This is a genomic window from Pantoea sp. X-Soil-MYKO-1785 (assembly GCF_059730675.1).
Genome location: NZ_AP036000.1, coordinates 2730973 through 2744208 on the forward strand (window position 1 = coordinate 2730973; position 13236 = coordinate 2744208).

The 13236-nt window shown below is 40.5% G+C and carries 11 protein-coding genes; 1 reads left to right on the top strand and 10 read right to left on the bottom strand.

Features of this window, described 5'->3' with window-relative positions; translation table 11 throughout:
* The first annotated feature begins 47 nt into the window (after window positions 1-47).
* Window positions 48-1346, top strand: coding sequence for a succinylglutamate desuccinylase/aspartoacylase family protein (locus AC6I8D_RS13150; protein WP_497820325.1), 1299 nt, complete (start codon window positions 48-50; stop codon window positions 1344-1346).
* Between the two features lie 97 nt (window positions 1347-1443).
* Here AC6I8D_RS13150 and AC6I8D_RS13155 read toward each other — a convergent pair whose 3' ends face one another.
* From AC6I8D_RS13155 to AC6I8D_RS13200, 10 genes are all read right to left on the bottom strand, one after another.
* On the bottom strand, window positions 1444-5259 hold the full coding sequence (locus AC6I8D_RS13155) for a glycosyltransferase (RefSeq protein WP_312055505.1): 3816 nt from the start codon (window positions 5257-5259) through the stop codon (window positions 1444-1446).
* Between the two features lie 560 nt (window positions 5260-5819).
* Window positions 5820-6566: an ABC transporter ATP-binding protein gene (locus tag AC6I8D_RS13160; RefSeq protein ID WP_312055504.1), complete on the bottom strand. Its 747-nt coding sequence runs from the start codon at window positions 6564-6566 to the stop codon at window positions 5820-5822.
* 11 nt (window positions 6567-6577) lie between these two features.
* Window positions 6578-7378, bottom strand: a complete 801-nt coding sequence (locus AC6I8D_RS13165) for an ABC transporter permease (RefSeq protein ID WP_312055503.1) — start codon at window positions 7376-7378, stop codon at window positions 6578-6580.
* 133 nt (window positions 7379-7511) lie between these two features.
* Complete coding sequence (locus AC6I8D_RS13170; RefSeq protein ID WP_497820326.1) at window positions 7512-7835, bottom strand: hypothetical protein; 324 nt, start codon at window positions 7833-7835, stop codon at window positions 7512-7514.
* On the bottom strand, window positions 7822-8544 hold the full coding sequence (locus tag AC6I8D_RS13175; RefSeq protein WP_312055501.1) for a glycosyltransferase family 2 protein: 723 nt from the start codon (window positions 8542-8544) through the stop codon (window positions 7822-7824). Before AC6I8D_RS13175 ends, AC6I8D_RS13170 begins: the two co-directional genes overlap by 14 nt.
* Window positions 8541-9170 (bottom strand): HAD family hydrolase, encoded by a 630-nt coding sequence (locus AC6I8D_RS13180; RefSeq protein WP_312055500.1) that lies wholly within the window; start codon window positions 9168-9170, stop codon window positions 8541-8543. The genes AC6I8D_RS13175 and AC6I8D_RS13180 overlap by 4 nt, the downstream gene beginning before the upstream one ends.
* Window positions 9167-9802 (bottom strand): PI-PLC domain-containing protein, encoded by a 636-nt coding sequence (locus AC6I8D_RS13185; RefSeq protein WP_312055499.1) that lies wholly within the window; start codon window positions 9800-9802, stop codon window positions 9167-9169. The genes AC6I8D_RS13180 and AC6I8D_RS13185 overlap by 4 nt, the downstream gene beginning before the upstream one ends.
* The gene (locus AC6I8D_RS13190) at window positions 9789-10559 is read right to left on the bottom strand and encodes a glycosyltransferase family 2 protein (protein WP_312055498.1); all 771 of its coding nucleotides are present in this window, start codon (window positions 10557-10559) and stop codon (window positions 9789-9791) included. The genes AC6I8D_RS13185 and AC6I8D_RS13190 overlap by 14 nt, the downstream gene beginning before the upstream one ends.
* Before the next feature lie 82 nt (window positions 10560-10641).
* Window positions 10642-11844 carry a hypothetical protein gene (locus AC6I8D_RS13195; RefSeq protein WP_497820327.1) on the bottom strand — a complete coding sequence of 401 codons (1203 nt, stop codon included), beginning with the start codon at window positions 11842-11844 and terminating at the stop codon, window positions 10642-10644.
* Window positions 11841-13208: a glycosyltransferase gene (locus AC6I8D_RS13200; protein WP_312055496.1), complete on the bottom strand. Its 1368-nt coding sequence runs from the start codon at window positions 13206-13208 to the stop codon at window positions 11841-11843. The genes AC6I8D_RS13195 and AC6I8D_RS13200 overlap by 4 nt, the downstream gene beginning before the upstream one ends.
* Between the last annotated feature and the right edge of the window lie 28 nt (window positions 13209-13236).

Consider the following 13236-nt stretch of genomic DNA (forward strand, 5'->3'; position numbering starts at 1 on the left):
GGACGGCGCGCTGTCGTCCTTCGCCGACTACAGGACATTAACACGGTATGCATCAACAACATCATCCTCTGTTAAGCGCCTCTTTAGGCACCCAACGTGAAATCATCAGTTTCCATTTTGCTGAAAACCACTCGCGTCAGGTTTATATCCAGGCTGCGCTGCATGGCGACGAGTTGCCGGGCATGGCGGTGGCGTGGTTTTTAAAACAGCGGCTGCAGGCGCTGGAGTCAGCCGGCCAGCTGAGAGCCGCTTTCACGCTGGTGCCGGTCGCCAATCCGCTGGCGCTGGGCCAGCACTGGCACGGCACTCATCTTGGTCGTTTTCATACCTTATCGGGACAGGATTTTAATCGCCGCTTCCCCTCGCTGGGCGAGACGCTGGCAACCGGGCTGGCCGACAGTCTGACCCAGAGCGAAGCGCAGAATAAAACGCTGATCCGTGAGGCGATCGATCGTCACTACCGCGATACGGTGCCAAAAACCGAGCTGGATGCGCAGCGTTTTACCCTGATGCGCATGGCCAGCCAGGCGGATCTGATGATTGATCTGCACTGTGACTGGGAAGCGGTGCCGCACCTTTACACCACGCCGCACGCCTGGCCGGATATCGAGCCGCTGGCGCGCTGGTTAGGCAGTGAAGTACAACTGCTGGCGCAGATTTCAGGCGGCGAACCGTTTGATGAAGCCTGCTGTGAGCCGTGGCTGACGCTGGCCGAACGTTATGGCAAAGATTTCCCGATGCCACGCGGCTTACTGCCGGTCACGCTCGAACTGCGGGGTGTCCGTGACGTCTCACCGGAGCAGGCTGAGAAAGATGCTGATGCGATTATTTCGGCGTTACAGGAAGGCGGCTATATCGGCTACAGCGAACCGGCGGTGTCGGTGGAAGTGGCGGCTCCGGTGATTGGCGGCGATGAACTGGTATCGGTGACCACCGGCGGCGAAGATGTGGTGGCAATTGGTGAAAACGGTACCGGCCTGAGCGCGCCTGAGGTGGTCGAAGCAGCCGATGAGCAAAGCATGATTAAAGAGCGCTACAGTGAAGGTTGCGCTATGCCCTCACCTGCCCTGAAGAATCCACCGACGCCATTGGCGGCCTGTGAATACATTCATTCGCCGGTTTCAGGTTTAATTTTGCATCGCAAGCCACTGGGCGCGCGGATTCGCGCTGGCGAAGTGGTGGCAGAAATTGTTGATCCGGTCACCGATCAGATCACGCCATTAATGGCTGAGCACGGCGGCATTCTGTATGCGAGGCACTGGGTACGGTTTGCAACGGCAGGCATGCTGGTGGTGAGACTGGCGGGCGAGAGTGAGATTCGGAGCGGGGATCTGCTGGTAGGATAAAATAATTACAGAGACATAATGGAAAAGACCGGGTCAAAACCCGGTCCTGAAATGACTTATTCTAAGTCTATTAAAGAAATTTAAAGCTGATGAGTAATTAAACTCTATTAACTAGACTTGCAATATACCTCAGTCTGTTCTTAATTTTTCGGGTAAGAGTAGGCTCGGGTAAATCGATTTTGACTGAACGAGTACTATCATTTTGGTTCAAAGTTGGGACGGAAGATATCATGCTGGAATCAAGAGCAACCAGAGTTACGCGTTGCACATAAAGCCCAAGGATGCGCATATCCCCCGATCCAAAATGATAAGGAGATTTAGCGTTATCAATTTTCATACGGATAATAACGTTTTTGGATGAATCGATAGCATTTCGAGGAATTGGAAATGATAATTCCACAACCTTTCCGCCAATTGACCATTGAGCCACTCTTACAGAATTGATAAATATAGAAACTTTAACCGCTTCTCCATCGGGTGAATAACCGAAAGCCGAAAGATTAATCGCCAAATCATCAGGGGCCTCTTCATCTAATTGAAACCCAAACACAGACTCATGTCCACAGGTCCACGTTCCCATTGACTCATTATTGGACCATCCAGATAAAGTATAAGCATCACTACGAAGAGTACCCGGTTGAGGAGCGGCAGAAAAGCTAATCGTGTTACCAAATGCCAGAGAAGCGATACGCTCAGTAGATTTTACATTCTCAATAGAATCTATAACCTGGTTAACAGTTTCAATCCATGTTGTTGGTACATATTTTTTGGCTTGTTCAGTTTTTTCAGCTAACTGTTTTTCATCAAAACAATATTTTGAAATTGCATTGTACCAAGCAATGCTATCCATGGGATCAATATATTCGGCGCACCCAGGTGCCACTTCCGGTAGAGAGCCAGCATCAGAAGCCAGACAGAATTTACCGTAACAACAGCTTTCTGCAACAGGAAGACCCCATCCCTCATAACGGGAAGGATAAACAGTGAACATGCATTGCTTATATAGCCATGCTAGTGTCATGTCATCGACATCATGCAATAATAACACTTTCTCCTGCAGGTCATGATTATTTTCAATAATATGAATAGCTTCTTCACCCCCCCAGCCAACACTACCAACTAAAACAAGCTTAGGAACTGCATTGCCGTACTCCTTAATAAGACTGCGCCACAACATAAGTAATTGCGAATGATTCTTTCTTATATTAATAGTACTAACATATAAAACAAATTTTTCAGAGGGCAAAACAACATTATCAGAATTCTCACTAATCAATTCATCTTTTGCAAGTGAGATATTGTTAATTTCCTCATCACCTAGCCGGAATATAGATATAGGCCGTAGAGAGATATTATTTTCCAGGCAAAACTCAACAACATCTTTCTGAGTTTGCATTGAACATGTTATCAACTTATCAGAGATATTAATTATTTCTCGGCAGTTCCTAGAGAATTGGTTACGGCGATCCTCAGGAAACATGAACTTTAATTTATATTCTATTACATCATAAATAGCAGTAACTATTGAAACTCCAAAAACAAGCTTAAGGGTTTTAAGGCTCTTAATATAATTTAGATTTCTAATCCATGCACTGCCAAAAACTAATAAAACATCATTTTTCCTGAAGTTACATTCAAGTTCTGACTTACCACTTTTGAATTCAGATCTTTCAAATTCTGAAAGAAACTTAATACTATTATCCTCTACCATTGAGTAGTCAATGCAGAGAAATTTACGGTGATGTGAATTCCAAACGATATAATGGATTTCATCACCATATTGCTTATGCAATGCCTCGGCCATGCAAAGCTCAACGCGGGTAATCCCAGTTGGGGGCCCTTTATGGTGAGCTACAGTTGTTAAATCAACATATATGTTTTTTTTATGTTTTGTAAACTCCAATTCCTGGCTTTTCAATTGCTCGCGACTCTTAATAGCCATCTTGTAAGCATGATAAGTCTGCATGGCATAGTTTTCCCAACTATGTTCCGTTTGCATTTTTTTTCTTAGGATTTGAGCGCGCTCATCCTTTTCTGTTTCTGAATCATTCCATGCAGAAATAACTTTATTACGTATATCATCAATATCAGCAGGATCCACATATCGAGCAAGATTACCAAAATACTCTTCTTCTGAAGACCTATTGCTTAAAACCATATTACAGCCAGCAGCAGCGGCTTCAAGTGCAACTAACGGTGCACCTTCACTCCAAGAAGCAAGGCAAAAAACTTTTGCTCCAGCAAATGCTGAGGCAAGCATTGCACTATTTGAGTCAACACGGCCTGCAAAATAAACATTATCTCCCCCCCACTTTCTAATTAGATCAGCATATTCACTATCCGCTTCATGGCCAATGAAAACTAATGGGAGTTGAGTATCTTTAAGTGAGAGAGCCAGAAGGGCTTGGTTTTTTCTCGGCTCAATTCGTCCTACGCACAAAACATATTGTTCGAGACCGATTTTATCACGGAACAATTGAGGATTAGCGGAATTAAAAACCGTAGTGTCTACAGGATTTTTTACAATCGAGGTTGAGGAATGTGCGACACCAATCTGCTTAAGTAAATCTCTTTCTAATTCACTCAATAAAATTAAATGGCTCGCAAAAGATGTTAAACGACGGACTTTTGAAAAATAGCCGGGCATAGGCTCGCGTTCAATCATCGGCTTATTTCGATGTGCTAGGATTTCACTTCTTAAAGTTGAAAGTGCTTCTTTTACATCATCGATATAATCATACATTGATAAAATTAGTTTCACACGGTTATTAAAGAAATCCAACTCAGAGAGATCCAAAAATATTGGTGAAAGCACTGAAGGTCGATCATTTTTTTCAATTTGTTGTAGTAAAATTTCACATTGAGTAGGATGCCAAACATTGAGAGCATGTATAACATCATAATTATGTGCACAAAAATTGCGATCAGAGGCAAACTGAGCGTTAACGCCTAATTTTTTAAGCGCAGAAACTGTTTTAGGAGCGCGGACTGAAGGCCCACCAAGAGACTTGGTCATCTCCTGGCCATGAACAGCTACAAGGGCATTAATTCTACTTGGCATTTGTTCATCTTGAGAATCTACTTTAATAAAGTTAAATTTTACGAGTGGGTCATAGCCAAGTAATTGACAGAACAGTATATGATGTTGGTCAGCCCAGGACTGCCATGTGTAATTTTCAACACTCCTCCGTAAAGCTTGTTTCTTCTCCACAACCTCCAAAAGTACTCGTCTTAAATCATTAACATCACCAAGATTAAATTCAATATGTGGAAACTGCGGGACCCACCCCACTGGTGAAGCTATAACTTGACAGCCACTTGCCAATGCCTCAAGCACACACATCGGTCCGCCTTCAATTAAAGCTGGGACGAGAATATAATCTAGGGAGCGATAAAATTCTGGAAGAGATTCTTCTGGTATATGTTGAGCTGGACCAGGCCAGCCCTCTCCAGTAAAGTGCCATTGAATACCAGGGATATCCATAACCTGCGCAACTAGATTTTCGCCTTTCCTTCCAGTATGATAAGTTCTGCCTACTACTCCTATCCGTACATCTGCAGAATAGCGTTCAAGATCCACTCCTGGAGAAATAGTTATGACATTTTTAATGCCAATTTCGGTAAGTATTTCTTCCGTTTTCAAAGATTGTGCAACGCAAAAATCGACATCTGCCGCCACAGAATCAAATTTCTCTGCGGCTGACTGAACTTCTTCTTTATGAGTGAACAGAGCTATCTCAACAGGGGATATTCTTTCATTGCGACAACCATAAGTCATGTAATACTGTATGTCAGCAGAAGCGTCGGCAGTCAGATTGTAACTAACATAGGGTAATCGGGTAGTAATTTCCCGGGCTAGTTTTTCGAGGATCCAGCCTTGATCAGAAACTTTTATATGTACAATCTTTTTCATGTCATCCCAAGTATTTTTCCAATTATAAAAAACAAATCTTAACATTTAGTTGCAAATTAATGAAGCGTTTGTTCATTACTGCCCTATTGAAGCCTTAGCGCATCAGCCACAAAAAAAATATTAAAAACAATGTGTTATAGTTTTTCTAGGTGATTGTTACGGCCTATGCTAATCCGGAGCCACCGCTTAGGCAGCATTGATTGAATTTTCTGGGTAAAAAATAGACATTAGATAATCAGTGCAACAACCAGTGTGTAACATAAAGCTTTTAATTTTTTTAAATAAAAGAAACATCTTTTAAAGTATAAAAATGTCATGACCGCCTTATAAATAGTTTCACTTTTCATGTTTTTTGAATTAATCACAAAACATGCAAAAAAACCAAATATATGCAGTATATCCTTACGTCAATTTGGTAATACCATAGAAGAAAAATTTTTCAAAAAACCAGCCAAGCCAAATACCTACTAAGATAGTATAAGCATGAGCAAAGCTTCCCCACACTAATAACTTATGGGAAAGCTCTCATGACTACATATAAAATCCCGAAATAATTATAATTATTCTTTCCCGAAGTATTTTTCACAAATTTCTTTAACATCACCATCCATCTTTATTCTGCCATGCTCAAGCCATATAGCTCTATTACACGATTTAAGAAGCATGGTTTTAGAATGTGAAGCAATAACTAAGATATTTGTTGCCTGTACCATCTCCGATAGTCGAGTCTCTGCTTTCTTTTTGAAAGCCTCATCGCCAACAGATAACCATTCATCCATTAATAAAATTTCAGGACGGACTATTGTCGAAACAGCAAAGGCTAATCTTAAATGCATACCTGAAGAGTAAGTACGAACAGGCATATCAACAAAATCACCTAACTCAGAAAACTCAATAATTTCATCAAGCTTTTCACTAATTTCTTGTCGAGTGCGGCCTAACAGCCCTCCTCGTAAAAAAATGTTATCTCTACCGGTGGCTTCCACATCTATACCAAGTGAGATATCAATTAGCGAACCCACTTCTCCAATGCTAACAGCAGTACCGGATGAAGGCTCATATGCCCCGCTTAATAGGCGCAATAACGTACTTTTGCCTGCACCATTATGTCCAAGTAACCCCACACGATCGCCGTCTTTCAATGTAAAAGAAAGATGATCTATTGCTCGAACAACCACACGTCCCTGCGGATCAGAACCTAACTGTCCCCCTGTGGCTACTTGCATCAATCTTTTTTTGAGTGACCGACCATTAGCATTATAAATAGGAAAATCAACACATACATCTTTAAATTCGACTAACGCCATAATAAATCTTCTTATAACCAGTAAGCAATACGACGCTTATAGCGCCCATAAACCAAAATAGTTACACCCCAACCACATACTGCGATTACTATGCAAGTAATCCAGCTTGAGGTCGCTGGAATCTGGCCCAATATAGGAGCTCGGACAATTTGCATTAAATGATAAACAGGATTCAACCCTAAGATAAATTCACCTGCTCGCTGAGGTACTAAATGAGGCATCCACATAATGGGTGTAAAGTAAAAAATCACATTTATTAAGCTTGTAATAATTTGAGGTAGATCTCTATAGCGTGCACAAAGCACCCCCAATAACAGCGCAATCCATGAAAGATTGATTGTTACGAGTACGAAGCCTGGTATTGCAAGTAAAATGATAAGCGAGAGTGGCTTTCCAACAGCTAAAAACACAAGAGGCAAAATGACCATGTTATGTATCAATATAATAATATTTCGCCAGATTATTCTCATTATGTGGACAAAAAGCGGGATTGGAAGTTGCTTAATGATACGTTCTGCATTTATGAAACCTGCACAACCTTCATTGGTAACCGTGGTGAAAAAAGACCATAGAATCAACCCAGAAGCAAGGAAAGGTAAAAACTCTTCCATTGTAGTTTGAAAGATTGAACCAAATACTATACCAATTGTACCTATCATTACACCCATGCTGATTGTTAACCAGAATGGGCCTAGAGCTGAGCGACGGTAGCGTTGCTTAACGTCCTGCCAGCCCAACATACCAACTAATGAATAACGATTTATTGCCCCGAAAATATCTTTTAAGGCAACTTTAGCTGAACTACCTTGCATTATTTTATTCCATCATTGAAATTCAGACATTCTAGAGCCAAAGAGCGCACAGTCAAGCCCAACTCCAGCTTGTGGCCATCCAAAAGAGTTAAATTCAGACTAGTATGATAATAATGATCCATCATCAGCCTTTTCATTTAACATTATACTTATCGTTCAATGCGCCCGGTAGTTTGACGACGGTTGTAACGGCATCAGTCAGGGCTTCAAACGAAGTAATATCGCCAGGTGATAACACAATAATGTCGCCAGCAGTCCAGCGTTTTTCACACATAATGACTTCACCAGAAACAATACAAGTTATTTCAGTAGCAATTTTATGAAAATGCGCACCCTCTCGGTCCCCTACTTTATAATGCTTAACGGCAACTTCACAATCTTGTGTACTAAAGGCAGTCGGGTCAAATCCGCCGACAATCCAGCCCCTTTTCATATTAGATAGTTTATAGCTTTTCATTATTGCCTTTCCGGGTTTCAAATTGTGAAGCAGATTTCAGTGGGTGATACTGAGAGATGTCAATTTTTTGGACAGAAATTTTCATACCGGACAATATAAGTTCATTAAATGAAGGACAAATATAGAACATATCATCAATACGCGCATCCTTCCTGATCATTTGTTTCACCGCCTCGGTGAAAAAAGAGGTTTTCTTGAACCAGTAAACCCCAGCAGTCGCATTACGGCTAATAGGATTTTTTTCAGAAGCTTCTACAACGAGTTCATTTTCTAAAACTACATAGGAGTATCGGGGATGTACAGAATCAAAAATGATTGTGCCAGCATCATGCCCTGAGTTCTGCATATGTGAAGTAAATACCGCGTAGTCTATATCGACATACTGATTTGCACTAACTATCAGTAGCGGCTCATCCTGATTCAGACTAACCACACCGAGCAAAGCGGTACAGGCAGCACCAGCAGTGTTTTCAGGTACAGAAATAGAACTAAAGTTGCCATTCGAGAGCAGACGAACAATATTATCAAGACGATATTTTTTTATATGTTTATCCTGAAAAAGAAAGACGGAATGCCCTTTATTAAAAGCTATTTGCTCAGAAATAAGTTGAATTAAAGGCTTGCCTAAAAACTCAGAGAGACAGAAAGGATAATTTTTATCGTCGCTATCAATGTAATTTTCACCTGCAGCAAGTACTAAAATATTCATGCTTTAGTTTCCTCTACAGATTGAATGAAAGTCTTGATGTTGCGATAAATGACATCATGAACTTCACTAACCGCCAGTACATGCGTACCTGCAGCCTTAGCAGCACGAATACCATTTTCATTATCTTCGACAACTACACACTCTTCCGGTTTTAACCCTAACAGTCCGATAGTTTTTATATACATTTCTGGATCGGGCTTACCTTTTTTTACGTCCTCATTTGAAATCATCAGATCAAGGTAGGGAGTCAGAGCAGCTTTTTCCATCATAGTCGTAACAGTATTTTTGACAGAGTTTGAAGCAACTGCCAACTTGTAACCTTCCATCTTTAATCTGGATAAAGCAAATTCATGAATAAAAAGTGGCTTACATTTCGTATGTACAATTTCCATTGTATAGCTTTGCTTCATTTCATTGATAAATGAATGCAGTTCATAAGGTAAATTGTACTCAGTCGATAAGATATTAAGTTTATCTTTTGTAGGCAGACCATCAAACTTTGTTAGATGATCAAAGCGGCTGATGTTATATCCAAATAAATTTAGTGATTTATTTAAAGCTTCATAGTGCCAGTCTTTTGCTTCAATCAAAACTCCATCCATATCGAAAATGACGGCCTTTATCATTTTTTATCCTCGAAATATCTTTGCGCTTCTTCAGGAAGATCGGTGCACAAAATAAGATTTTCAGATGTTGTTAAATCAGAGTTTTTAAGCATAGCCCAAAGAGAATGGTAATCCCCACGCTTGTGAAGTTCTGAAGAAACGATACAGACTTTTTTGCCTGCCTGAAGGATATTTTTGATATATTCGGCATCGTACCAGGTTGACTCAAAAGCGTCCAACCAGACGCCATGGCACGATTCATAAAGCGAAATGACGGGTTCATATTCGCTCGCACGAGAGAAAAAATGAACACGACCATCTCGAGAGAATGTTATCTGATCCGGAACAGACATATCGAAAACAAAAGCTTTTTTTATATTAAATTTAGCAAGTTGCTCGGCAAGAAGTTTGACTAACCCATCTGATTTGATATTAAGCGCAAGCGAGAAATCTTTACCTTCAGCTAAGGAGAGCAAATCATGCAGGGTCATTTCATGACCAGAAGGAATATCATGAGATATCACTAATTTGCCATTGTAATCTCTAACATCAGTTTCTGTTCCGAAGCCGAGGTCAAACGATCTTTTAAAAGCAACAGCACTGTTTTTTTCTTCTACTGTATGCCAATAACCACGATGACTAATTATTTCCATTTTGCATTCCTTGCGTAGCGTGTTTAGAGAGCTCAAGGTTTAAGAAAATCTCTAAATCAGCAGGAATACCTAAGCCATACATTCCATTAGCTTCAGATCCTATGTTGTAAATGCCGATTTTCGCACCTGATGCGATAAGATAGTTATAGGCAGGTGCGACATAAAACTCGTTATTAACCCTGTCGTTCTTTTCCAGCATCTCTTCAGCTGCGTGTACAAAATCTGAGCCTTTAGCAAAATTATAAATACCAACCGTGGCCTCATCAGAAATGACTTTTTTTTCAACAACCCGGTTGACATTACCATCGTCATCAAAGCCGACAAATGACCACTTAGGATCGTTTGCCTTCATAGTCATGATAATGCCCTGGTAGTTATTGTCTTGCATTGTTGCAAGATAGTCATCGATTTGACAATCGACATACTGGTCACTATTTGCAATCATCAGCGGTTCATCATTATCAATTAAATCTTTAGCTAATAGAACGGTACAGGCTGCACCCTCGGTTAGTCCATCTGCATAGACGACTTCACAGGACGGCTCCCATTCTTTAAGCAATGAAGTTAAACCATACGTTTCATCATGAGCGCGTTGGATAATGAATATAAACCTGTGAGGCTGAGTTGGTTTTAAATTATTTATAACCAGTTTGACCATGGTGACGCCATGAACTTTTATAAGAGGCTTAGGATCAGCATACCCTGCTTTAGCGAAGCGGCTTCCAGCCCCGGCCATGGGAATTACGATATTCATCATTTAAAACCTCATTAATAACACTTACAGCCTAAACATCAGGAAACTTAATTCAAAATATTGCATTAATCCTGTCCGTAACGTCCTATCCTGCCCTATTTTTCAATCGATTTTTTATCGTCGAATAAAGTGACAATGGATCTGACAGGAGCAATTTTACATTGCGTTTTAAGAAAGCCCGGTATCTATCAACACGAGCATGTGGTCCCTGGAAAAGATCAATATGATGATAAAAGTTGTTAAGGTCTGGTTTTTTAAAGTCAGCGATAATTTCTTTTCTTAACTGGAGAACTCTGGCGATGGTTTTTGTGTTCAGCCGGGGAAGGTAATCAGCTGACATCAACCGTTGAGAAAGCTCGACATCCTCCGCCATATTCCATGTTCCCAGATCATTAAAGGGGAACGCAGTCAAAACATGCTTCTTGCCGATGACAAGCCCTCCGGGAACATAGAGATAAGGAGAATATTCGCCATAATTCAGCAAATAATTCGCAGTAAGACGCTGATCAGAGGCTTGCGAAACCCAGTCGGGAACTCGCTCGCCCGTGTCATTCAATATCTGCTTAACCACGCAAATATCAAAGTCATGATTAATGCGATCGAATGCCTTGATAAAATTTGCATCTAGTTTATATCTGTTGTGTGCAATGCAAATATTTTCAAATTTAGCCTGGCTTATGATGATATTTTTCTTTCTTGAAATATTGGCATATTTCTCTGTATCGTTGTCAGCCTCTACAATCGTATGATCCAGCGCTATCTCAAAAGTTGGTCGTGGACCACAGATAATTATCTCCGTTAATGCGCCTGAGTTAGCTAAATTCGCTACACTATCAACGTAGCTACGAAGATATTCCTCATTTTTCCCGTCCCATAAAATGCCGAATGACCAGTTTCTGCCAATATCAAAGCGTCGCCGCGTTGCGGTGAAGGTTACGATGAAACCGTCATTTTTTTCAGCACGCTCAAGGCTTACAAACTCTACGCTACCTGCTGAAAGGTTATGAATTTGCTTATAAAACTTAGGTGTTGAGAAAACAGGTGAGGAAACACGGAAACGAATCTTGAACGTCGTCTTTCCTTTAGATAATTTGAATAACTCGTCAATTATAAATGGCCAGTTGCCATAATTTGATATTGGCGCTTCAGTAAATACAACTTCTGAATATTTGCTGTAATGCTCTGATGATAAACGCGTATCCGGATTGTTAATAAAATGAGTACTTAAACAAGTAAATTTCTCTGGCGCATTCTTTCCAAACCATATAGCTTTATCAGCTTCACTCATTGAATTTCCTCTTCATGAATAAATATTTTCTTTATATCTGTCGAGAAATCCTTCCAGCTGCGAAGTTTGTCCTTATTAGCTGCAATATGATTAACTTGCTCATAGTAATAGGCGTCATCGCTCATTAACCTATTGAACTCTAGATTGAATTTTTTATAGTCTGGATAATCTACTGCAACCGTCAAACCATACCCTGCTTCTTTCAAAGAAGACGTATCAAAGTGTAAGCAAGGTTTTCCTAAAGCTAAAGACTCACCTAGCGGCAGACCCCACCCTTCATAATGTGACGGATAAACTGTAAAGCGACAATTACGATAAATCTCGCCGATTTCGGCGTCTGAAGCATCCTGCATAACAATGACGCTGCCAAAAACGTTTCCAGAATGATGTAACTGATGCGCGAATTCTTCAGTATCCCAAAGCCATTTTCCAGCAATAACCAATTTTTGATTTGCATACTCTGGAGAGTTAAAAAATTTAATCCAGGTCAGTATTAAATTAACATGGTTTTTCCTGGACTCAATTGAGCCCACGCAAAATGCGTACTGTTCATTTTTTAATTTTCTTACGCGCAATGGAAATTCATAATCACTTTCTTCCGGTATTTTTGCCGCGCCTTCAGGCAGTTTATGCGATAGATGAACGACCTCGATGACGGGTACGTCCGTGCCTCGCTCAAGGCAATATCTGGTTAGATCGTTTTTACAACTGTGAGAATTGACGATGATTTTATCTGCATGTTCCAATACAAAAGGAATATACTTTTTGAACATTGCCTTAAGTTCATCAGGCACATAAGGTGATACGATTGGGATCATATCGTAAACCATAAAAATTTTACGAAGATCGTACCATTTCCTTTCTATCAACTCCTGATACTTGCTCTGAAAATTCCACACACCACCAAATAATGCGACAGAAGCATTATCTTCAAATTTCTCAATTTCAGATACGGAAAGCCCCGGGTAAAGCGCAAGGCGACTTTTTAAATATCTGAAGATGGCTTTATGACTACTCTTTTTAATAACTGGAACTTTCGATAAAAGAAAATAGGTATCGCTAACCACTTTTTTCTTGCGACCAAGCGTCCGGATCTTCTCAAAGTATTTATCTATATTACCGCTGGATTTTGAAATGTAGATATCAGAATAGATCCAAAGGTTAATAAATGGCGTCAAATCATTAAGCTCGATATTTTCCAGCCCGTCGACTTTATAAGTACGGCCAGTAATAGGGCTCATGAAAAATATTGTATAATCACCATCAAGTCCTTTCAGTCCCTCAAGTACAACACGTTGAATCCCGCTAACCTTGGTCGAAAACTTTGAGTGATTAATAATATCGGTAATATCGTAGTAAATCATTTCTCGTCCTTTGCAAGCAATAGTAAGG